At 68.1% G+C, this 20,463-nt stretch carries 22 protein-coding genes and 1 pseudogene; 12 read left to right on the top strand and 11 right to left on the bottom strand.

Features of this window, described 5'->3' with window-relative positions; translation table 11 throughout:
- Window positions 1-6: 6 nt before the first annotated feature.
- Entirely contained in the window at window positions 7-1,017 is a 1,011-nt protein-coding gene (locus VZF99_RS01770) for a helix-turn-helix domain-containing protein (protein ID WP_407335554.1), read from the bottom strand.
- Between the two features lie 121 nt (window positions 1,018-1,138).
- Between VZF99_RS01770 and VZF99_RS01765 the strand changes: the two genes are divergently transcribed.
- The 5 genes from VZF99_RS01765 to VZF99_RS01745 all read left to right on the top strand — a co-directional run bounded on the left by VZF99_RS01765 (window position 1,139) and on the right by VZF99_RS01745 (window position 4,805).
- The gene (locus VZF99_RS01765) at window positions 1,139-1,459 is read left to right on the top strand and encodes a 2Fe-2S iron-sulfur cluster-binding protein (protein WP_007628312.1); all 321 of its coding nucleotides are present in this window, start codon (window positions 1,139-1,141) and stop codon (window positions 1,457-1,459) included.
- A gap of 17 nt (window positions 1,460-1,476) precedes the next feature.
- On the top strand, window positions 1,477-2,865 hold the full coding sequence (locus tag VZF99_RS01760; RefSeq protein WP_007628310.1) for a cytochrome P450: 1,389 nt from the start codon (window positions 1,477-1,479) through the stop codon (window positions 2,863-2,865).
- Window positions 2,866-3,048: 183 nt separating this feature from the next.
- Window positions 3,049-3,306 (top strand): oxidoreductase C-terminal domain-containing protein, encoded by a 258-nt coding sequence (locus VZF99_RS01755; RefSeq protein ID WP_407335553.1) that lies wholly within the window; start codon window positions 3,049-3,051, stop codon window positions 3,304-3,306.
- Window positions 3,307-3,452: 146 nt separating this feature from the next.
- A complete protein-coding gene (locus tag VZF99_RS01750; protein WP_227022378.1) occupies window positions 3,453-4,130 on the top strand; it encodes a 1-acyl-sn-glycerol-3-phosphate acyltransferase in 678 nt (225 codons plus the stop codon).
- Between the two features lie 105 nt (window positions 4,131-4,235).
- Entirely contained in the window at window positions 4,236-4,805 is a 570-nt protein-coding gene (locus tag VZF99_RS01745; protein ID WP_063972255.1) for a TetR/AcrR family transcriptional regulator, read from the top strand.
- Window positions 4,806-4,931: 126 nt separating this feature from the next.
- On the opposite strand, the gene VZF99_RS01740 is transcribed toward VZF99_RS01745, so the two are convergent.
- Window positions 4,932-5,282: an ArsR/SmtB family transcription factor gene (locus tag VZF99_RS01740; RefSeq protein ID WP_407335552.1), complete on the bottom strand. Its 351-nt coding sequence runs from the start codon at window positions 5,280-5,282 to the stop codon at window positions 4,932-4,934.
- Window positions 5,283-5,380: 98 nt separating this feature from the next.
- Here VZF99_RS01740 and arsB point away from each other — a divergent pair, with 98 nt between their 5' ends.
- From arsB to VZF99_RS01725, 3 genes and pseudogenes are all read left to right on the top strand, one after another.
- On the top strand, window positions 5,381-6,493 hold the full coding sequence (gene arsB, locus VZF99_RS01735; RefSeq protein ID WP_407335551.1) for an ACR3 family arsenite efflux transporter: 1,113 nt from the start codon (window positions 5,381-5,383) through the stop codon (window positions 6,491-6,493).
- A pseudogene (locus tag VZF99_RS01730) lies at window positions 6,490-6,894 on the top strand (low molecular weight phosphatase family protein); the annotation flags it as partial. The gene arsB and the pseudogene VZF99_RS01730, both read left to right, overlap by 4 nt.
- A 39-nt stretch (window positions 6,895-6,933) precedes the next feature.
- Entirely contained in the window at window positions 6,934-7,326 is a 393-nt protein-coding gene (locus tag VZF99_RS01725; RefSeq protein WP_407336063.1) for an arsenate reductase ArsC, read from the top strand.
- Window positions 7,327-7,381: 55 nt separating this feature from the next.
- On the opposite strand, the gene VZF99_RS01720 is transcribed toward VZF99_RS01725, so the two are convergent.
- The 3 genes from VZF99_RS01720 to VZF99_RS01710 form a co-directional block, all read right to left on the bottom strand.
- The gene (locus VZF99_RS01720; protein WP_407335550.1) at window positions 7,382-8,881 is read right to left on the bottom strand and encodes a glutamine synthetase beta-grasp domain-containing protein; all 1,500 of its coding nucleotides are present in this window, start codon (window positions 8,879-8,881) and stop codon (window positions 7,382-7,384) included.
- Window positions 8,882-8,974: 93 nt separating this feature from the next.
- Window positions 8,975-9,652, bottom strand: a complete 678-nt coding sequence (locus tag VZF99_RS01715; RefSeq protein WP_407335549.1) for a trimeric intracellular cation channel family protein — start codon at window positions 9,650-9,652, stop codon at window positions 8,975-8,977.
- Between the two features lie 12 nt (window positions 9,653-9,664).
- Window positions 9,665-10,648 (bottom strand): LLM class flavin-dependent oxidoreductase, encoded by a 984-nt coding sequence (locus VZF99_RS01710; RefSeq protein WP_407335548.1) that lies wholly within the window; start codon window positions 10,646-10,648, stop codon window positions 9,665-9,667.
- 310 nt (window positions 10,649-10,958) lie between these two features.
- Here VZF99_RS01710 and VZF99_RS01705 point away from each other — a divergent pair, with 310 nt between their 5' ends.
- The 4 genes from VZF99_RS01705 to VZF99_RS01690 all read left to right on the top strand — a co-directional run bounded on the left by VZF99_RS01705 (window position 10,959) and on the right by VZF99_RS01690 (window position 14,733).
- Window positions 10,959-12,113: a phosphotransferase family protein gene (locus VZF99_RS01705; RefSeq protein ID WP_407335547.1), complete on the top strand. Its 1,155-nt coding sequence runs from the start codon at window positions 10,959-10,961 to the stop codon at window positions 12,111-12,113.
- Between the two features lie 109 nt (window positions 12,114-12,222).
- Window positions 12,223-13,272, top strand: coding sequence for a hypothetical protein (locus tag VZF99_RS01700; protein WP_407336062.1), 1,050 nt, complete (start codon window positions 12,223-12,225; stop codon window positions 13,270-13,272).
- A gap of 61 nt (window positions 13,273-13,333) precedes the next feature.
- Entirely contained in the window at window positions 13,334-13,771 is a 438-nt protein-coding gene (locus VZF99_RS01695; protein ID WP_268093082.1) for a (deoxy)nucleoside triphosphate pyrophosphohydrolase, read from the top strand.
- A gap of 59 nt (window positions 13,772-13,830) precedes the next feature.
- Window positions 13,831-14,733, top strand: a complete 903-nt coding sequence (locus VZF99_RS01690) for an HNH endonuclease (RefSeq protein WP_407335546.1) — start codon at window positions 13,831-13,833, stop codon at window positions 14,731-14,733.
- Window positions 14,734-14,958: 225 nt separating this feature from the next.
- Here VZF99_RS01690 and VZF99_RS01685 read toward each other — a convergent pair whose 3' ends face one another.
- The 6 genes from VZF99_RS01685 to VZF99_RS01660 all read right to left on the bottom strand — a co-directional run bounded on the left by VZF99_RS01685 (window position 14,959) and on the right by VZF99_RS01660 (window position 20,365).
- Window positions 14,959-15,195, bottom strand: coding sequence for a hypothetical protein (locus VZF99_RS01685; RefSeq protein ID WP_407335545.1), 237 nt, complete (start codon window positions 15,193-15,195; stop codon window positions 14,959-14,961).
- A gap of 156 nt (window positions 15,196-15,351) precedes the next feature.
- Window positions 15,352-16,356, bottom strand: coding sequence for an alpha/beta hydrolase (locus VZF99_RS01680; protein WP_407335544.1), 1,005 nt, complete (start codon window positions 16,354-16,356; stop codon window positions 15,352-15,354).
- Window positions 16,353-17,222 carry an SDR family oxidoreductase gene (locus VZF99_RS01675; RefSeq protein WP_407335543.1) on the bottom strand — a complete coding sequence of 290 codons (870 nt, stop codon included), beginning with the start codon at window positions 17,220-17,222 and terminating at the stop codon, window positions 16,353-16,355. The genes VZF99_RS01680 and VZF99_RS01675 overlap by 4 nt, the downstream gene beginning before the upstream one ends.
- Window positions 17,219-18,379, bottom strand: coding sequence for a hypothetical protein (locus VZF99_RS01670; RefSeq protein ID WP_407335542.1), 1,161 nt, complete (start codon window positions 18,377-18,379; stop codon window positions 17,219-17,221). The genes VZF99_RS01675 and VZF99_RS01670 overlap by 4 nt, the downstream gene beginning before the upstream one ends.
- 98 nt (window positions 18,380-18,477) lie before the next feature.
- On the bottom strand, window positions 18,478-19,497 hold the full coding sequence (locus tag VZF99_RS01665) for an AraC family transcriptional regulator (protein WP_407335541.1): 1,020 nt from the start codon (window positions 19,495-19,497) through the stop codon (window positions 18,478-18,480).
- Between the two features lie 61 nt (window positions 19,498-19,558).
- On the bottom strand, window positions 19,559-20,365 hold the full coding sequence (locus VZF99_RS01660; protein ID WP_407336061.1) for a sucrase ferredoxin: 807 nt from the start codon (window positions 20,363-20,365) through the stop codon (window positions 19,559-19,561).
- Window positions 20,366-20,463 lie beyond the last annotated feature (98 nt).

The following is a 20,463-nucleotide window of genomic DNA, read 5'->3' as shown; positions in this document are numbered from 1 at the left end:
TGGTACTCAAGGGTGCTGGTGGGCGCGTCGGAAGTGGCTCGGTGAGCTGCCGGTCCACCCTTTGAAGGCGTGCGAGAAGTTCGTGAGGTCGCTGTAGCCCAGTTCGGCGGCGACCTCACTGACAGACGTGGAGCGGTCGAGCAGCCGTATCCGGGCGCGGTCGAGCAGTGACTCCTGGAGGAGTTCGCGGAAGCTGGTTCCCTCCGCGGCGAGCCGGCGTTTCAGGGTACTCGAGGAGATCGAGAACTCATTCGCGACCGACTGGAGGGTCCTCACCCCGGACCCGTCCTCGAGCAACGCCCGCACTCTGCGGGTGAACTCCGGGCTGCCGCCCTGACGTTCGAGCGCCTGCTGGAGGCTGGTGACGGCGACGTCGTAGGCGACTGGGTCGGGGAAGCGGCAGGCCGCGTGTAGCGTCCGTTCAGGGATGTGCACATAGGACAGGGGGGCGTTGAAGATGAGCCGCGCCCCCGGCCAGGCTTCTCGAGCCCCGCTGCTTGGCTCCGGCCAGCGACTATGCATGGTCACCTCCGACGCGTCGTCGACCAGTCGGTCGACCAACCGCATGAGGGCGAGTCCGCAGTAGGTGACCGCGAGACAGTCCAGGTCGGGGTCTGCCGCGTTCCCGGTGAGCCGGATCGTCAGGTCGTCGCGCTGGGGATCGGACTGGGTGGTGACGGCCTCGGTGATCACGGGAAGATAGGTCAACAGCTGAACGACCTGGGCGACGGTTCCTGCGCTGACCAGCGGCACGCTCAACGGCCCGAAGGACGTGAGCTGGGCCTGTTCCGCGCAGGCGATCCCCAGCTTCGTTGCCTGCTCGGCATCGAGGTCCGGGTAGACCTCGCGAAACCACCGCAGCGGTGCCTGCTCCTGGGTCCGGATCAGAGACAGTTCCCCGGTTCCCTCGCGCGACATGATGGCACGGAACTGCTCGGCACTGTCCGGATCGATCGCCGGACTGGCCAGCAGCTGCGCGAAGGCAAGCGCTGGGACGCCCGGCTCGCTTCTCTGCACAGCGCTCCTCACGTGACCCGATCTCACAGCAGGATGACACGATTCAACATGGTCATCGCCGATATCAACGACAATACTGGAGAAAATGTCGATGACGTAGTCAATAGTGAGGGAGTTGTAGATGACAGTCGTTACCTTCGTGTCATACGACGGGGAGAAGCACGAGGCGCCCATCGAGGAGGGCTGCTCGCTGATGCAGGTCGCCACGAACAACGCCATTCCGGGCATCGATGGTGACTGCGGCGGAGAGGCCGCATGCGGCACCTGCCACGTGATCGTCGATTCCGCCTGGGCCGCCAAGGTCGGCCCCTCCGGCCCGGAGGAGGAGGAGATGCTGTCGATGAACCCCGAGCGAGAGCCGACGTCGCGGCTGTCGTGCCAAGTCCAGGTCTCCCGGTCATGGGACGGCTTGACCGTGCAGTTGCCTGAATTCCAGATGTAACAGGAGGTGTTGACGAGATGAAGATCCCTGACGCAGTGAAGACGAAGGTCGACGCCGCCATACCCCTGGATCGCCAGGTCCAGGCCGCGCACCTCTACGACAAGAGCCGACGTTGGTTGACGGGCACGAACGGGCAGAAGATGTTCGTCGAACGCCCGATCCCGCCGGTCGAAGAACTCGCGCTCGAAGACATCGACCTCAGCAACCCCTTCCTGTACCGACAGGGGCAGTGGGCCCCCTACTTCGAGCGCCTGCGTAACGAGGCCCCGGTGCACTACCAGCCCAACAGTCCGTTCGGGCCGTTCTGGTCGGTGACGCGGCACGCCGACATCATCGCTGTGGACAAGAACCACGAGGCCTTCTCCGCCGAGCCCCTGATCGTCATCGGGGCGCCGCCGCGGTTCATGGACATCGCCATGTTCATCGCCATGGATCCGCCCAGGCACGACGTTCAACGGCGCGCCGTCCAAGGCGTGGTGGCTCCCAAGAACCTGCGCGAGATGGAGGGCCTCATCCGGGAGCGCGTCAGGGACGTCCTGGACAACCTGCCCGTCAACGAGCCTTTCGACTGGGTGAGGACGGTGTCGATCGAGCTCACCGCGCGCATGCTGGCGACCTTGCTGGACTTCCCCTACGAGCAGCGCCACAAGCTTGTCGAGTGGTCGGACCTGGCCACCTCCATGGAGCAGGCCAATGGAGGGCCCTCCGACAACGACGAGCTGTTCAAGGGCATGGTCGACATGGCGCGTGGACTCAGCGCACTGTGGCATGACAAGGCCGCCCGCCTGGCGGAGGGAGAAGAGCCGGGTTTCGACCTGATCACGATGCTGCAGAGCGACGAGGCCACCAAGGACCTGATCAAGCGACCAATGGAGTTCGCCGGCAACCTGATCCTGCTCATCGTCGGGGGCAACGACACCACCCGCAACTCGATGAGTGGGGGGGTTCTCGCGCTCAACCAGTTCCCCGACCAGTTCGAGAAGCTGAAGGCCAATCCGGATCTGATCCCCAACATGGTCTCGGAGATCATCCGCTGGCAGACCCCTCTTGCCTACATGCGGCGGATCGCCAAGACCGACACCGTGGTGAACGGCCAGTTCATCCGCAAGGGTGACAAGGTGGTCATGTGGTACGCGTCAGGTAACCGGGACGAGTCCGTGTTCGAGCGGCCGGACGAGTTGATCATCGACCGGCCCAACGCCCGCAACCACATCGCTTTCGGGTTCGGCGTCCATCGGTGCATGGGCAACCGATTGGCCGAGCTGCAGTTGCGGATCCTCTGGGAGGAGCTGCTCCCACGCTTCGAGAGGATCGATGTCGTCGGTGAGCCGGAGTACGTGCAGTCCAACTTCGTTCGCGGCATCAGCAAGCTGATGGTCGAGCTCACCCCCAAGGGAACCGGATGAGTTCGGGGCGCGCGGTGGTGGTCGGCGCCAGCCATGCCGGCGCGCAGTCGGCCACCCGCCTCCGCCGGGAGGGTTGGTCCGGTGACATCGTGGGCCGGTGACGAGCCGATGTTGCCCTACCAGCGACCTCCTTCTCGAAGACCTGTGGAAGGAACAAGGACGATCTGTGGAAGGGACAAGAAGGTGTCGGCGCTCCCATGGTCCCGGTCGGACCAGTACGACCACAAGCTGCGGATCGCGGGACTCAACAACGGTTATGACGACATCGTCCTGAGCGGTGACCCCACCTCTGACCGAAACCGCACCTGCTACTACCAAAGGCAGGGCGAGCCGGTCGCCGCTGACAGCGTCAACCGCCCCGGGGACTCCATGACCACCAACGGCATTCTCGGCCAAGTCGCCGTCGACACGACTGCCCTGACACCGGAGGTGGCGGTGTGAGCAAGCAGACCGACCACTGGTCGTGGTCACCACCGAACGTCTGACCCCCGAGGTGAACAAGGATGGTTTGGAGGTCGACGGCAGGGCCCGCGATGAGACTTCTGCCTTTCGTTCCGGGCGCCCGTGACTCGCATCAGTCCGCAGGCGTGCGACGCGCACCCGCGGACGCCCGCGGCCCTGCATGGTGGCTCGCGTTGGTCGTCTGCAAACCCCTTCTGCTGCTCGTCAGGAGAGCGGACTGGCGCGGTACAGAGCGCCTTCCCGGGTCGGGGGGCGCAGTACTGGCGGCCAACCATGTCTCCCAAGCCGACCCGCTCTTCCTCGCGGAGATGGTCCTCGCCCAGGGCCGGACCCCCCGGTTCATGGCAAAATCGAGCCTGTTTCAGAGCAGAGCAGTGGGCTGGTGGTTTCGGTCGGCCGGCCACGTCCAGGTCGACCGCTCCGACGGGCGAGCCGGGATCCGCGCCGCGATCGAAGCAGTGGATCGCGGCGCCCTCGTCGTCGTCTACCCGGAGGGATCGATCACGAACCGACCGGATGCACGTCTGATGTCGCTCAGGTCGGGTGCTGTTCGCATCGCGCTCGAGACGTCAGTCCCATTGATCCCCGTCGCCCAATGGGGTGTGCAGGCCATCGCGCCAGCCTACGAAGGAAGGGTGGTGCTGGGCCGCCGTCGTCGGGTCACCCTGCTGGTCGGGGACCCGGTCCCGCTCGAGGACCTCCGAGAATTGCCGACGGCGACGGGAGCCGCTGCGGGTGTGCAAAGACTTCAGGACACCCTCGCAGCGATGGTCGACCAACTGGCCGACGAGCACGCTAGGTAGCGTGTGGCCGTGTCCAAGTCAGTGACGCGAGTCGATCGCGAGACAGGAATCGCTAACCTTTCTGTCATGCGGGCACCGTCAATGCGCGAACGATTCAAGGAGCACATGCGCCTGGCTGTCCTCGAGGCTGCCCACGACCTGACTGTCGACCGCGGCTGGGACCGGGTGCGCATGGGGCAGGTGGCTGATCGTGCCGGGGTGTCGCGGGCGGCTCTGTACAAGGAGTTCGGTGACAAGGCCGGCCTCGGAGAAGCCGTCGTACTCCGGGAGGCCTCGCACTTCCTCGAGGGCATCCGGGGCGCGCTGGAGGCGCACATCGGCGATGCGAAGCGAGGCATCGCAGCCGCCGTCGACTACACCTTGAACGAGGCCGGGCGCAGCCCCCTGCTCAAGGCGGTGCTCATCTCCAACCGTGACCTTGATGCGGGAGGTCAGGCGTCCACGGGGATGCTCCCGCTGCTCACGACATCCGCGCCGCTTCTCGACCTCGCCTCCGACACCCTGGCCGGATGGGTCGCGGAGAGTTATCCGGGTCTCCCCCCGGGCGATGTCATCGACGCGGCCGACACCCTGGTGCGCCTGACGGTCAGTCATCTTGCGCTCCCCAAGTGGGACCGAACCGCGACAGCGCGGAAGATCTCCGAGGTCGCCGTCCGGTTCCTCTCACTCGAATAGTGACCTACGCCGGGCGTCGGGAGCCTGCCGTCCGGCCACCACTCCGGGCAACCGCTCGCTTCTCGACTCCACCGCGCACTTCCGCGCCATGCGAAAGCACACCACAGGGCAGGGGTCGTCACCCGGTCACGACAGGTCCAGAAAGCTGCGCAGGTCGTTGAAGGACTCGCGCACCACGGTGTAGTGCGCCCACTTACCGCGCTGCTCGCGGACCAGCAGCCCGGCCTCGACGAGCTTCTTGAGATGGTGGCTGATCGTCGGCTGGCTGATGTCGACCACCTCGAGCAGATCGCAGGCGCACACCGAGTCACACCCCTGCGCCGCGATATGCGACAGGAGGCGCAACCGCATAGGGTCCGCGAGCGCCTTGAGTCGCGCCGACACCCGCTCGGCGGTGGGAGCGTCCACCGGCCCCGCCGACATCGAACAACACGCGTCCTTCTCCGGCGCCGACAGTCCGGGTTCCACTGTTGTCATCGTCCACCTCACCTGCTCCCGAAGATACATTGACACTCACCGATATGTCAGCCTAGCCTCCCCCATAGACAATCATCGATCTAAGGACGTTCTCCCGGATGAGCACCATGATGATCGGTCCCGGCGTGGCACCGGTCGCCAAGAAGATGTCGTTCCTCGACCGCTGGCTGGCCCTCTGGATCCTCACGGCGATGGCCGTCGGGCTGCTGCTCGGACGGTTCATCCCCGGCCTAGACCGAGCGCTGGATTCGGTGAAGATCGGCGGGATCTCCGTCCCGATCGCCATCGGCCTGTTGGTGATGATGTACCCGGTCCTCGCGAAGGTCCGTTACGACGAGACCCACCGGGTCACCGGTGACCGGAAACTGCTCACGCTGTCGCTGTTCCTCAACTGGATCGCCGGTCCGGCGTTCATGTTCACCCTCGCGTGGGTCTTCCTACCCGACCTGCCGGAGTTCCGTACTGGGCTGATCATCGTGGGCCTGGCCCGCTGCATCGCCATGGTGTTCATCTGGAACGACCTGGCCTGCGGGGACCGGGAGGCCGCCGCGGTGCTGGTGGCGATCAACTCTGTGTTCCAGGTCGCGGCGTTCGGCGCCCTGGGCTGGTTCTACCTCCAGCTCCTGCCCTCCTGGCTGGGGTTGGAGACCACGACGGCCGAGTTCTCGGTGTGGGCGATCGTGCTCTCGGTGCTGGTGTTCCTCGGCATCCCGCTGTTGGCCGGCTTCCTCACCCGAGTGTTCGGTGAGCGGGCCAAGGGCCGGGAGTGGTACGAGGAGACGTTCCTCCCCCGGATCGGCCCGTGGGCCCTGTACGGGCTGCTGTTCACGATCGTGTTGCTGTTCGCCATGCAGGGCGATGCCATCACGTCCCAGCCGCTCGACGTGGCGCGGATGGCCGTGCCCCTCCTGCTGTACTTCGTCCTCATGTTCCTCGTCAGCCTGTTCGCCTCGCGGGCGGTGGGACTGAATTACGCCAAGTCGACCAGCGTGGCCTTCACCGCGTCGGGCAACAACTTCGAACTGGCGATCGCGGTGTCGATCGGCACCTTCGGCATCGCCTCCGGCCAGGCCCTCGCGGGCGTGGTCGGTCCGCTCATCGAGGTCCCGGTCCTCATCGGGCTCGTCTACGTCGCCCTGTGGGCCGGACCGAAACTCTTCCCGGGCGACCCGACCCTGCCCGATCGTTCGGTGACCGGGACCCGCTCATGACCGGGGAGCAGCAGGCGCATCACGTCCCCAGCGTTCTGTTCGTGTGCGTGAAGAACGGCGGCAAATCCCAGATGGCCGCGGCGCTCATGCGCCTGCACGCTGGCGACGCCGTCGCCGTCCATTCGGCGGGCACCGCGCCCGGCTCGGCGGTCAACGGGCTCGCCGCGGAGGCGGTCGCCGAGGTCGGCGCCGACATGTCCGGCGAGACACCCAAGGCCGTCGACCCCGACCTGCTGCGACAGGTGGACCGGGTGATCGTCCTGGGCGACGAGGCCGCCGGGGAGATCAACGACGACGAGGTCAGCGCGCTCGAAAACTGGCGCACCGACGAGCCGTCGCACCGGGGCATCGAGGGCATGGAGCGGATGCGTCTGGTCCGCGACGACATCGATCGCCGCGTCCGCACCCTGCTCGCCGAGCTGACCGAGTCCAGGCCCCGGGTGTTGTTCGTCTGCGTCCACAACGCCGGGCGCTCCCAGATGGCCGCCGGTTACCTGTCCCACCTGGCCGGAGGACGCATCGACGTCCTGTCCGCCGGGTCGGCACCCAAGGATCAGATCAACCCGGTCGCCGTCGAGGCGATGGCCGAGGACGGCGTCGACATCACCTCGGCCACGCCGAAGATCCTCACCACCGACGCCGTCCGCGCGTCCGACGCGGTCATCACCATGGGCTGCGGCGACGCGTGCCCGGTCTTCCCCGGCAAGCGGTACGAGGACTGGGAACTGGCGGACCCCGCGGGCCAGGGACTCGAGGCCGTCCGGCCGATCCGCGACGAGATCAAGCGGCGGGTCAGCGCGCTGATCTCCGAACTGCTCGAGACCGAGTCGTAGCGGACGGGCAGGGGGCAGGCCCGCTCCCCCGGGCCACCTCGCCGACCGGGCGGGCTCAGCCGACGTGCCAGTGACGGCGGATGAGCTCCTCCCGGTCGGCGTCGCCGCTTCCGGAGTCGCCCACCTCGTCGTCGTCGTTGTCGTCGTCATCGTCGCCGTCATCACCGCGTAGCCCCGCGAGCACCGAGTCGATGAGCGCGGCGGGGAACACACCGTCGGCCTCGAACATCTCTCGCTCGGCCTCGAGCACGTCGGCCGACTCCGCGCACGAGGTGGGCAGGGTCTCGAAGTCCTCGCCGTCGGCGGCGTTGAGGAGCTCAGCCTGGTCCAGGCTGCCCGGGTCGTCGAGCCCGCGCCTGGCCGCCGCGGCCATGCCCGCCAGCAGCAGGTGGACGTCGGCTGAGCCGTCGCCGAGCCGGAACTCGACGGTCTGGGGGTGCGTCGCGGGCTCGGGGATCGGCTCGGAGCTGCCGGGGTTGGCGTGGGCGACCATGTCGGCCAGCACGTCGCCACCCCAGGCCAACGGGACCCGGACCAGGCCGGTACGGTCCTGCATCCCCCAGCAGATGTCCTCGGGCGACTCGTCGCCCTCGGCGAACCGCAGGTAGGAGGTGGGGACGGTGTTGCCGAACGCGGACAGTGCCCGGGCGGACGAGAGGTAGCCGGCGATCAGTCTGCGCGCGGTGTCGGTGATGCCGTCGTCGTCGACGATCACGTTGGCGCCGTCGCGCACCAGGCGGCTGTGGATGTGCAGGCCGTTGCCCGCGCCGTCGCCGCTCACCAGCGGGGCGAAGGTCGCCTCGAGGCCGTGGGCGTAGGCGACCTGACGCACCACCCACTTGGTCAGGACGATGGCGTCGGCGGCCTGCTCCAGGGGGACGGGCTGGAGTTCGATCTCGTGCTGGACCAGCTGTCGGTCGTCCTCCAGGATGTTGCCGACCTCGCCGTGCACGTACTTCATCGCGACCCCCATCTCGCGGAGGTGTCCCAGCACCTGCTCGCGGACGCGCTCGTGCTTGGAGAAGGGCGCCGACTCCTGGTAGCCGCGCTCGGACTCGACGGGGTAGATCGGCTCGGGCTCGGCGGCGAGGTAGTACTCCAGCTCACCGAAGGCCTCGAGCGTCATGCCGGTCTGGAGCGTCAACACCTCGGCGGCGCGGCGCACGACCTGCTCGCGCGCGTAGGGCAGCGGCGCTCCGTCGGGCGCGTAGAACGAGCAGAGCACGTCGAGTGAAGTGCGTTCCCCGAAAGGGTTGAGGAAGGCGGTGCGGTGGCGCGGGACGATGTAGACGTCGCTGGCCTCGGTGTCGGTGCCGGGGAAGACGCTCGAGCCGTCCACCCGCTCGCCGCGAGTGAGCACCTCGTGGAGGTGCTCGCGCGAGTTGATGGGGAAGGCGAGAGTCTTGAGCCGGCCGTCGCCGCCGACATAGCGCAGGTTGACCTGGCTCAGCTCCAGTTGATCGACGGCCCGGACGAGGTCGGCGACGGTGAAGGCGGCGGGCGGCTTGCCCAGCAGTCGGACGAGCGGGTGGGGTTCCAGTGCGTCGATGGCCATGCCCCGTTCTACCAGCGGCGGGGCCCGGGCGCCTCCGGACGGCGGGGGTCTGCGCGCTGCCGGGGACGCGCCGTCCTTGACGAGCCCGATGCGTCAGTCCAGGTCTCTAGACGAGACCCGGCTCCAGCGGTGCCGACGACGTCTGGGGCGACGATGCTCGATCTCCTGGTAGTCGAACACCGGTAGTGAGAGTCTGAAGCGGATCGCGGCCACTCGCAGGCCGAACCCCACGACCAGAGTGATCGCCGCGCCCCAGTTCTCCGGGACGCCCGCAGCCGCGAGACCCACGTAGACGAGCGCGGCCAGGATGGCGACACTGGCGTACAACTCGTGCCGGAACACGAGCGGCACCCGGTCGCACAGCAGGTCACGCATGACTCCCCCGAACACGCCCGTGATGACCGCGGCAGCGACGGCGATGACGACGCCGTGGCCCATCTCGAGGGCGATCCGGGCACCGAAGATCGCGAAGACGGTCAGCCCGAGTGCGTCGAGCCCGAGGAAGAGCACCCTGAAGTGCCGCATGAGCGGGGCGACGAACACGGTCACGACCGCGGCCAGCGCGACCAACGCGAGGTAGGACGGATTCTCCACCCAGATGAGCGGATAGTGGCCCAGCAGGACGTCCCGGATCGAGCCACCGCCGATGGCGGTGACGCACGCGACGATCACCACTCCGAACAGGTCCATGCGCTCGCGACCGGCGGCCAGCGCGCCGGTCATCGCCTCGGCGGTGATACCGATGAGGAACAGTATGGTGAGGAATTCCATGGGTTCGACGCGCTACTGGAACCAGAGGTCGGCGAGCAGCTCGATCGACCGGTTCCGCACGACCGGGTCGTAGGCGTAGGTGACGGTGATGAGTTCGTCGGCGTCGGTGCGCTCGACGAACTCGTCCAGCTGCGCCTTGACCGTGGCGGGCGAGCCGACGGCGCTGATCTCGAGCATCGCGGGCGTGCTGCCGGCGAACTCGGACGGGTCGCCGGGCGGCTGGATCTTGCGGCTGCGCCCGGCCCGCAGGTCGAGGAACATCTGCTGCAGGGTGGTGAACTGCCGCTGCGCCTCCTCGTCCGTGTCGGCGACGACGACGTTGATGCCGGCCATCACCTGGGGCTTGTCGATGCGCGCGGTGGGCGCCTCGGTGCTGAACGAGTCGCGGTAGACGCGGATGGCGTCATCGATCTGGTCGGGCGCGAAGTGCGAGGCCAGCGAGAACGGCAGTCCCAGCTGGCCGGCGATGGAGGCGCCGTTGACGGTGGAGCCGAGCACCCAGATCGGCACCTCCGTGTTCTGCGAGACCGACGACAGGATCGGGGTGCTCCGCGCCGTGCCCTCCTCGCCGAACCAGCCCTGCAGGTCGTAGATGTGCCGGGCGAAGGCCTGCGGCTCGGCGGACGAGCGGCTCAGCGCCTGGGCGGTCATGCCGTCGGTGCCGGGCGCGCGGCCCAGCCCCAGGTCGATCCGGTCGCCGTGGATGTTGGCCAGCGTGCCGTACTGCTCGGCCACCATGAGCGGGGCGTGGTTGGGCAGCATGACCCCGCCCGAGCCCACGCGGATCCGCTCGGTCACCGACGCGGCCTGGGAGATAAGCAGCGCCGTGGCGCTGGAGGCGAGGTTGGGGGTGTTGTGATGCTCGGCGAACCACAGGCGCGAGTAGCCGAGCCGGTCGGCGAGCTGCGCGGACTCCATCGACGCAGCGATACCCTCACGGGCGCTGGAGCCCTCCGAGATGGAGACCAGGTCGAGGATGCTCAGGGGGACCGACACAACACACCTTTTTCTACGTTCACCGTTGCACTAAGGGCCGTGGTGGCCCACGCCCAGAGGCTACCGATCCGCCCATGTCGGTGACGGATCACCGATCTCCCCACCCCCTGTCGGTCCGGGGAACGACCACGAAGCAGGACGACGAGGCACGACGACGCCAACAAGGTCCGCCGCCCCAGACCGCGTGGGCGACTGCAGGGATGCCCATATCGGGCCGCTCGAATTGTGCCGTGGGTCACACTGTGTTCATCGCGGGTCCCGCCCGCGCATCAGGCCGTACGAAGGGTCCGAACCACATGACGACGATCGCATGACCACCGCACGCTCCGACGAACCACTGCACCAACGGGTGACCTCGGGCGAGGCCGACCTCGACGAGTTCCGCGAGAGCCTCACCGCATGGATCGCGGGCCGCGACGAGGTCGACGCCTCCGCAGGTGTCGAGGTCTCGGCGGTGAGCAGGCCGGAGAGTTCGGGGATGTCCAACATCTCGGTCCTCTTCGACGCCACCTGGACCCCGGCCGCCCCTGCCTCGACAGGGGGCGCAGCCGAGCCGCAGTCCGCGCAGCTGGTGGCCCGGATGTGCCCGCAGGACGATGCGTTCCCGGTGTTTCCCGTCTACGACCTGGCCAAGCAGTTCGACGTGATGCGGGTGGTCGGCGAGAACACCGACCTGCCGGTCCCCCGTGTTCGCTGGCTCGAGCAGGATCCGGCCATCCTCGGCACGCCCTTCCTGGTGATGGACCGGGCCACCGGCCGCGCGCCGGTCGACAATCCCCCGTACGTCTTCGACGGCTGGCTGCTGGAGATGCACCCCGAGCAGCGCCGAGAGTTTCAGCGCGAGTCCGTCGCGGTGCTGGCGGCGATCCACCAGATCCCGCAGCCGGCCGAGCTGGTGTCGTCGCTCGCGCCCGCGCCCGGCATGAGTTCCCTGCGCGCCCACGTCGACGAGCAGCGGGCCTACTACGAGTGGACTACCCGCGAGGACGGGCTCACGATCCCGGTGATCGAGCGGGCCTTCGACTGGATCGAGGCCCGCTGGCCCGAGGAGGCCGGGTCCGATGTACTGAGCTGGGGCGACGCCCGCATCGGCAACATCCTCTACGAGGGCACCACTCCGACGGCGGTGCTGGACTGGGAGATGGCGGCGATCGCGCCGGCCGAGGTCGACCTCGGGTGGTTCCTGTACTTCCACGACCTGTTCCAGGAGCTCGCGGTCGCCTTCGACTTCCCCGGCATCCCGGACCTCTTCGACCACGGCGAGGTCGTCGAGCAGTACGAGCAACTCACCGGCTCCACCGTCCGCGATCTGCCGTTCTACTACGTGTACGCCGGGCTACGGCAGGCCATCATCCTGTCGCGGATCACTCGTCGTCGTATCCACTTCGGTGAGCAGGACGCTCCCGCGCACCCGGACGAGTACGTGCTCCACCACGCCATGCTCGCCCGGCTCATCGCAGACTGACCGCGCCCACCGGCCCCTCCCCCGCCGCGCCCCCGGCCGACCACTTCCGAGGATCCACGTGAAACCCACCCCGCTCGACGAGTTCCCCGTCCACCAGACGCCGCTGCCGATGGCGCAGGCGGTGACGAGCGACCGGAACTTCTACGACCGCTACTACCTCAACGCGCACGACCGCACCGGCGAGGTGTTCCTGGTGACCGGGTTCGGGGTCTATCCCAACCTCGGCGTCGTGGACGCGTTCGCGACGGTGCGCCACGGTGACACGCAGCGGTCGGTGCGGTTCTCCGACGCGCTCGAGTTGCGGTCGCTGGAGCCGGCGGTGGGCGGGTACCGGATCGAGGTGGTCGAGCCACTGCGGAAGCTCCGACTGGTGTGCGAGCACCCGGATCTGTCCGCGGATATGACGTGGGAGGGCTCGTTCGAGGCGGTTCTGGAGGAGCGGCACGTCCTGCTGGAGGGCACCCGGGCGATGCTGGACGCGAGCCGGTTTGCGCAAGTAGGCAGTTGGTCGGGGACGCTCTCGGTTGACCGCCGCGACTTCCGCGTCGACCCGGAGGTGTGGCTCGGGACCCGCGACCGCTCGTGGGGGATCCGCCCGAGTGGCGAATCGGATCCGCCGGGGCGGTGGGCCGCGGAGCCGCGGGAGGGGTTCTGGTGGACGTACATACCGCTACGCTTCGACGACTACGCGATGGTCATCATCCTCCAGGAGAGCCCCGACGGGCACCGCACGCTCAACCACGCGAGCCGAGTATTCGCGGACGGCCGGATCGAGCAGCTGGGGTGGCCGCGGCTCGAGGTCGACTACCGCAGCGGCACCCGCCACCCGGAGTGCGCCCGGCTGCACCTGACGACCCCGCGCGGCGAGCCGCTGCTGCTGGAGGTCGAGACCCTGCTCGGTGTCCCGCTGAGTATGGGCGCCGGCTACGTGGGCGACCCGGCGTGGTCGCACGGCCGCTGGATGGGCCGCGACTGGAGCGAGTCGGTCACCTACGACATGACCTCGCCCGATGTCGTCTCCATGCTGCCGTTCAACACCATCGACTACGTGGCCCGCGCGACCTGCAACGGCGACGTGGGTTGGGGCCTGTTCGAGCACGCCACCCTGGGCCGGCACGACCCGTCGGGATTCGCCGACTGGGGAGATATGGCTGAGTGACTGGCGCCGCTGACGATAAGGTCTACTCCCGAATGTTAAGCGCGCTGACAAGGGAGCTCAATTGCCGCGGATCGAAGTGGTAGCGGCAGTGTTCTATCGGGATGGCAAAGTGCTCGCCTGCAAACGAGCACCCGGCAAGTCCGCGGCCGGCAAGTGGGAGTTTCCAGGCGGTAAGATCGACGACGGCGAGACCCCCGAACGCGCACTGATACGCGAGATCCAGGAAGAGCTAGGGATCTCGATCTCGGTTGGCAGTCTCGTCGATAGGACGGCAACTACGGTCGGCGATCTCGACATTGACCTGGCCTGCTACCTCGTCACGTCTGCATTGGCACCTACCCGTAGCTCCGATCACGATGAATTGCGCTGGCTACCTCTCCCCGCCCTATCATCGCTCGACTGGGCGACACCGGATCTCCCTGCCGTCGCAGCGCTTGAACTGAGTGCATCGCGACCACGCTGCATGGCAGTCAAGCAACGGCGACCCGACGCGAATTAAGCGTATCGAGGGTTCACGAAACCAGGTTAGAACGGATCCCACCTGGCATGCTTCGTTACATGCCAGACCTGTCACTTGAGCTAACTAAGCGCAAGTCCCTGATGCACACTCTCGCAGCGGAGTTTGCATCGAACCCAACCCTCTCTCGCGAATGGCTTAATCAGGTTGATTTTGGCTGGGGCCCCGAACGAATTCTGAACTCTTACAAGGGAATTTGGAACCCGCGATCATACGCGGCGACGCTTACTATCGTAAGTGACCCCGATAGCGAATACGATGATGGCGATCATGGGAATTCGCTATATCGCTACTCTTACGAAAAACAGCGCGCGGATCAAGACCCCCGAGGCGGTTCAAATAAGAAGCTGCGCGAAGCAATGAAGCTCGGCCTACCGATTGTGATGCTTCGGAAGGTAGCGACCGGCCAATTCGTACCTATCATGCCTGTTTACGTTGTGAAAGACGAACCTGAACATCAGCGCTTCCTCTTGGCCCTCGATGAGAGCCTTCGTTTCCTCCCTGACCCCTCACACCTAACCGAAGACCAAAGACGATACGCAGAAAGAGTCGTACGTCAGCGCTTGCATCAGCCGGAATTTCGTGCGCGCGTACTGACCGCCTATGGCGAACGGTGTGCTGTTTGCGTACTCAAAAAGGTTCCCCTCTTGGACGCAGCACATATTACTGCCGATTCGGAAGACGAAGGTCAACCTCACGTGACAAACGGACTTTCCCTCTGCAAAATTCACCACGCAGCCTATGACGAGAACATTCTAGGAATCTCGCCTGACTACACCGTTCACATAAACGAAGAGGTGCTCGCGGAGGTAGACGGCCCGATGCTAAGCCACGGCCTACAGGAGATGAACCAGCGCAATCTCTGGTTGCCGAGACGTGGCCCCGATAAGCCCGACAGGGAACGGTTGGCAGCCCGATACGATGAGTTCAAGAACGCCGGCTGAAAGCTAGCCAGAAAGCCGGGCGCTGGCTAGCGACACTCCTTCGACGTGGGCTGATATGCGCCGGGCGCATGATCTCACTTTAGCTTCTTTCTGATCCGTCTATGATGTCGACCAGCTCCCACTGCCTCACCGGACCGGGGGCGTGGGCCCGGCACATCGTGAAGATCGGCTCCGAGTAGGTCTCCCGCAGCCACACCTCGACCGGACCGTGCGGGCCCTCGAGCGTCACCTCGACGTGCCGCCCCGTTCGACCACGCGCACCGGGGCGAAGGCGTCGATGCGGTCGTCAGGCACCACCGCACGGGCATGATGCTGCGCGCTCTGCACGGCCGCCGAGCGGCTACTGCGTCCACGCAGGTACCGCTCGTCGACCCGCTCCTCGGTGTAGGCGGTGACGATGTCGGCCGGGTCCTCCGCCTGGTCGACGCGGCCGCAGAAGAGGCCGTGCGGCAGGACGAGCATCGTCGCGGCAAAGCGGTCGCCGCCCGGCTACTGAGCCGGATGCGTGGTCCTCGGCCGGTGCTCACGGACTGGGAGTCCGAGGTCCTGCGCGCCGTGGCCGAGGGGGCTCGAGCGACCGGCAGCCCGCCGAGTCGCTGCACCTGTCCGAAGGCACGGTCAAGACCCATCTCGTGCATGTCTTGAGAGAGGGCGCTGTGAGACCGGCGCCGTCATCGTCCGGCGCAGGAACTCGGCCGTGATCCTGCCGGCGTGGCGGCTGTGCGGGGTCAGGCCGGCGAGCACCGGGAACGCGTGGACTGCCGAGTACCACCGGTGGGTCTCGACGGGCCGCCCGGCCGCGCGTAGGCGTTCGGTCAGCTGGAGCGCGGCCGGTTCCACGAGTTCGCCCGCAGCCAGGGTGATCAGAGTCGGCGGGAACACCTCTGGATCGCAGGCGAGCATCGAGCGGCTGCTCTGCAGCCCGTCGGCGTGGCGCTGCCACAGCCTCTGGAACCGCTGCACCGTGACGGCCGGTTGGTACGAGTCGCGCGTGGCCCACGGCCCCTCACGCACCTCGCCATCGACGTCGAGCAGGGGCGAGTAACCCACCATCGCGGCGGGCTGACGGACGCGGTCGCGGGCGGCCAACTCACAGATCGCGGCGGCCAGGTACCCGCCCGCCGAGTCCCCGGCCACCACGATCCGGTGATCCGCGGGCAGTTGCTCGGACAGAGCGCGATACCCGGCGTAAGCATCCGCGACTACGGTCGCCAGGTCGACCTCCGGCAGCATCCGGTAGTCCAGCGAGTGCACGGTCACGCCGAGGTCCATCGCCAGCCGGCCGCAGAGCCCACGGTGGGTGCCGGGGCCGCAGAAGACGAACGCGCCGCCGTGGAGGTAGAGCACGGTCACGTCGGCCAGTGCGTCCGGGCCGACGGAATCGGGGGTCGACGTCTCGGCCGCGGTGCCGCCGAGCACGGTCCGTTCCACACGCACCCCGGCGGGGCCCGCCAGTCGCGAGAACCCGCGCTCGACTGCGGCCAGCCCCCGGATCCCGGCGCCGGTCATGGGCCAGAAGCGGTACACCTGACGGAGCGTCGCCCGCCCGGCCCAGTAGAGCAACCGGGACTGCAGGTCGACCTCACGATGGATGATCACGGAGGGGTCTGTCCGAGTGGTCACGAGCGGGACGATCCTTGCGTTCGTAGGAGAGTGCGCTGCTTCCGGCGACCCTTGGCGGCCATCAGCGGCAGGAGGGCGGACGCCAGGCGGGGGAACGCGGCACCCAGCCTGGCCAGCGCCCCGCGCCTAGCCGGGACGGCCGTAACCGGGCGCCGCGACTCCAGCACCCTGCCCACCGCGCGCACCACGTCCTCCGACTGCAGGAGGACACCCGAGAACGACAGCGCCGCCTGCGGGTCCTCGAGTTTGTCGAAGAGCATCGGGGTCCAGATGCCGTCCGGGCAGATGCACGAGATGTCGATATCGTCCACCCCGGCCAGCCGCAGGTCGGCGGCCGTGCTGGAACTGAAGCCCATCACCGCGTGTTTGGACGCCGCGTAGACGGCCTCGCCCGGGACCGCGGAGATCCCCGCCAGCGAGACGATGTTGACGATGTGCCCGCCACTGCCGGTCGCGCCGGTGCCCGGGATACCAGCGCTGCGGGCGCGCATGGCCTCGATCGCGGCGACCGTGCCGTTGATCGTCCCCAGCGCGTTGACGTCCAGCATGAGCCGCCGCTGGTCGTCGGTCTGCTCCCACGCCGGGCCGGTGAGCAGGACACCGGCGTTGTTGACCCACACGTCCACGCCCCCGGTCTCCGCGACCAGCCGGTCCCGGGCCTCGTCGACCTGCCCGCGATCGCGGATGTCGACAGCGGCCCAGAGCGCACCCCGCCCGATCTCCGCGGCCGCCGTCCGGGACGACTGCTCGTCCAGATCGGTGATCATGACGCGATACCCGCGGTCGGCCAGCAGGCCCGCGATATCTCGGCCCAGGCCGCGACCGGCCCCGGTTACGAGCGCGCTGCGGGTCCTCGTCGTCGTCACTTCCCGTCCCTCAGTCCGGCACGGATCTCGCCGTAGGAGATTCCACCGTGGCAGTACGTCGGCACGACCGGCCAGAAACGCTTCCACGGCGCCAGTTCGGTGGAGGGCAGGATCTGGAGCCAGCGCGGGTCGGCCGGGCACGGGTCGGCGAGGGTCTTCTCCTTGATCATGGAGTCGTACTGGTCCAGCGCGTCCTCGAGGGTGTTGGCGTTGGGGCAGATCTCGCGGCCGTACTCGCGGTGGTAGCGGCGCACGCCCGGGATCTTCGACAGCTCCGGCTGCCAGTTGTCCAGGGAGATGCCGTTCTCGGACGACACCCACACGCCGTCCGGGGTGTTGATGACCAGCGAGTGGTTGCCGTCCGTGTGGCCGGGCGTCCACAGCAGGGCGATGCCGGGGCCGAGCTCGATGTCGCCGTCGAACACGGCGAACCTGTCCCGGGGGACGCCGTCGAGGCCGTCCTCGACGTACCAGGCCCACTGCATGGGGTGCAGGTCCTCCAGGGTGGCCAGTTCGCGGCGGTGCACGAGCAGCTGCGCGTCGCGGAACAGGGCGGTGCGCGGCGCCGACTCGTCCGCGATCACCTCACTCGAGCCGAGAATCATCCGGGGATCCTGCACGTGCAGGTGGTCGAACGTGAGGAAGTCCACGTCCCGCGGCCGCAGTCCCACCTTGGCCAGCGCCTCGCCGGGCTCGTTGAAGTACTTGAGGATCGCCTTGCTGGCCAGGCGGCCGCCGGGGACGGCCTCGACCAGCCTCTCCAGATTGGCGTAGAACGGCGCCTTGGCGGAACCGGCGGGGACGGTCGGCTCGAACACCAGGGTGCGGGGCCGACCGTTCCAGTCGTCGTACTGGACCACCACCATGCGGTTGATCATGGTGACCAGCGGCAGGCTGGGCACCGACACCGCGTTGTCGAAGGCGTACTTGACCGGGTACGGCGCCCCGGCCACGTCGACTGACCGCACCGCCCGCACCCGCCCCTGCTGCACGAACCGCTTCTTGTACTCGGCGGCCGCCGAGCGCACCGCCCTCAGCCGCTCGCCCCGCGGCCACACGTCGTGGACGCCGTCGAATTCGGGGATCGGCCGCGCGCCGATCTGCTCGAGCATGGGTCCGGACACCTGGTCCGAACGCGGTGGATCTTCGCGCAGCATCGTTCGCTCCTCCTCGCCGATGGGGTGGCCGCCCGGGGGGCGCCGGTCGTTCCCGCGGTCGACACCAGCATCCGGTGTCCGGCGGCGGGAAACTTGTGTCAGGGCGACAGGTTGGTGGTCCGCCTCAGCTCCCCGGGGGACATACCGAACCACCGGCGCGCCGCGTGGCTGAGCGTGGCCTGCTCGGCGAAACCGACCAGGTCGGCGATCTGGGTGAAGGACAGGTCGCTGGTCGTGATAAACCGGTGCGCGCGATCCCGACGCAGGTCGTCGACGACCCGGCCGTAGGTGGTGTCGACGGCGGCGAGGCGACGTTGCAGCGTCCGCGGGTGGAGCAGGAGCGCCCCGGCCACCTCGGCGAGGGTGGGGACGCGGCCGGGAAGGCGCTCCCCCACGAGGCGGCGCACCTGGTGAGCCACCGAGTCCGACGGGTCGGAGTACGAGCCCGTCAGGTGATCGAGGGCCGCGCGACGGAGATCCTCATCCGCGGAGGCGAACGTGGCATCCAACATCCGACGGTCGACGCACAGCGCGGCCGCGGGCCGGTCGAACTTCACGTCGACGCCGAAGAAGCCCAGATACCGGCCGACCGGCGAGAGTGGTCCGTGCGGCACCTCCACCGACCGCAACCCGGTGGACTGCCCGACCAGATGCACGGCCACCCGGTAGAACACCCCCAGCCCCAGCTCGGCGGCCTGCGGCGAGTACGGCGACTCGGTCAGCTCCTTGCGGTAGGTCAGGGCGATCACGCCGCGCCGGCCCCACGGGTCGTCGGCGACCTCGATCCTCAGCGCGGGGCTGTGCACGAACATGAACCGAGCCGCGCACTCCAGTGCCTCCGCGGGGGTCTGCGACGATCCGATCGCGCGCGCGATGGGGCCGAGAATCGTCACGTCCTGCCGTTCGGCCAGCCGCAGACCGAGGTCCGGGCAGCGCAGGTGGTCCGCCGCCACATCGAGCATCCGGTCGTGGTCGGTGATCGACAGCAGCCCGTCCTCGTCCGCCAACGTCTCTGGCTCGATGCCGAACCGCGCGAGCAGCCGATCCGGATCCCCGCCGAGTTCGGTGACGAGCTCAGCGAACCCGCGCAGGCTGGCGGCGCGGATCAACGGCTGCATCGACGTCGCCTGTCCTTTCCTGTGCGGAGGTCCGTGCTCCACCTTGCCCCGACGTCCGGCCCTACCCGCCGCCCCTGACCTCGATCAGCTCCCACTGCCGGACCGGGCCAGGGGCGTGGGCGCGGCACATCGTGAAGATCGGCTCCGAGTAGGTCTCCCGCAGCCACACCTCGACCGGACCGTGCGGGCCCTCGAGCGTCACCTCGACGTGCTCGTCGCGCTCGACCACGCCCACGGGGGCAAAGGCGTCGATCCTGTCGTCGGGCACCACCGCGCGGGCATGGTGCTGGGCACTCTGCACGGCCGCCGAATGACTACTGCGTCCACGCAGGTACCTCACGTCGACGCGGCCCTCTGTGTAGCGGGTGACGATGTCGGCCGGATCCTCCGCCTGGTCGACACGGCCGTAGAAGAGACCGTGCGGCAGGACGAGCATCGTCGCGGCGAAGCGGTCGCCGCCCAGGTGGGAGCACTCCCAGGTCGCCTCCGGGTAGCGCTCGGCGATCCGCGCCGCGGCGCTGCGCCCCCGCACCGCGCAGCACTGATCGTGCTTGCCGTGCGCGCACACGGCGACCAGCGGCTCCGCTGACGGGGTGCCGGCGGAACCGTCGAGGGGGATCTCGGCGTACCCGACCGGGCCGTCGACCTCGCCCCACCGCAGCGACTCGTGCCCGGGCCGGGCGTCGGCGAGCGCCCACCGCCAGCGTTGATCCTCTGTATGACGACGACGACCCGGCCTGCGGATCGCGGCAACCCGGACATCAGCCTCCTGGGCACGCCCGGCGATCTCGCGGCCCAGCTCCGGCGGAAGGAGACCCGGCGAGTCGAGTAACGCCGAATAGCCCCACGGGCCGGACAACTCGACCATCAGCCATCGCAACCCCCGCGAGCCCGACCCGTCCAGGGGATCGCCGCGGCGCAACGACGAGTCGCTGCACGGCTCCCAGTCCGCAGGCCTGCTCACAG

This window comes from Dietzia kunjamensis, assembly GCF_045689975.1.
Lineage (GTDB): Bacteria > Actinomycetota > Actinomycetes > Mycobacteriales > Mycobacteriaceae > Dietzia > Dietzia kunjamensis.
Note: the sequence above shows the minus strand (reverse complement) of the source record. Positions and strands in the feature narration are given on the sequence as shown.

Bases quoted from the DNA above. Each gene is read 5' to 3' on its own strand.
- VZF99_RS01685 (WP_407335545.1), bottom strand. From the start codon at position 15,195: ATGCTCGTCCTGCCGCACGGCCTCTTCTGCGGCCGCGTCGACCAGGCG.
- VZF99_RS01765 (WP_007628312.1), top strand. From the start codon at position 1,139: ATGACAGTCGTTACCTTCGTGTCATACGACGGGGAGAAGCACGAGGCG.
- VZF99_RS01705 (WP_407335547.1), top strand. From the start codon at position 10,959: ATGACCACCGCACGCTCCGACGAACCACTGCACCAACGGGTGACCTCG.
- VZF99_RS01660 (WP_407336061.1), bottom strand. From the start codon at position 20,365: ATGGTCGAGTTGTCCGGCCCGTGGGGCTATTCGGCGTTACTCGACTCG.
- VZF99_RS01700 (WP_407336062.1), top strand. From the start codon at position 12,223: ATGGCGCAGGCGGTGACGAGCGACCGGAACTTCTACGACCGCTACTAC.
- VZF99_RS01715 (WP_407335549.1), bottom strand. From the start codon at position 9,652: ATGGAATTCCTCACCATACTGTTCCTCATCGGTATCACCGCCGAGGCG.
- VZF99_RS01720 (WP_407335550.1), bottom strand. From the start codon at position 8,881: ATGGCCATCGACGCACTGGAACCCCACCCGCTCGTCCGACTGCTGGGC.
- VZF99_RS01670 (WP_407335542.1), bottom strand. From the start codon at position 18,379: ATGCTGCGCGAAGATCCACCGCGTTCGGACCAGGTGTCCGGACCCATG.
- VZF99_RS01690 (WP_407335546.1), top strand. From the start codon at position 13,831: ATGCCAGACCTGTCACTTGAGCTAACTAAGCGCAAGTCCCTGATGCAC.
- VZF99_RS01760 (WP_007628310.1), top strand. From the start codon at position 1,477: ATGAAGATCCCTGACGCAGTGAAGACGAAGGTCGACGCCGCCATACCC.
- VZF99_RS01665 (WP_407335541.1), bottom strand. From the start codon at position 19,497: ATGCAGCCGTTGATCCGCGCCGCCAGCCTGCGCGGGTTCGCTGAGCTC.
- VZF99_RS01745 (WP_063972255.1), top strand. From the start codon at position 4,236: ATGCGCCTGGCTGTCCTCGAGGCTGCCCACGACCTGACTGTCGACCGC.
- arsB (WP_407335551.1), top strand. From the start codon at position 5,381: ATGAGCACCATGATGATCGGTCCCGGCGTGGCACCGGTCGCCAAGAAG.
- VZF99_RS01740 (WP_407335552.1), bottom strand. From the start codon at position 5,282: ATGACAACAGTGGAACCCGGACTGTCGGCGCCGGAGAAGGACGCGTGT.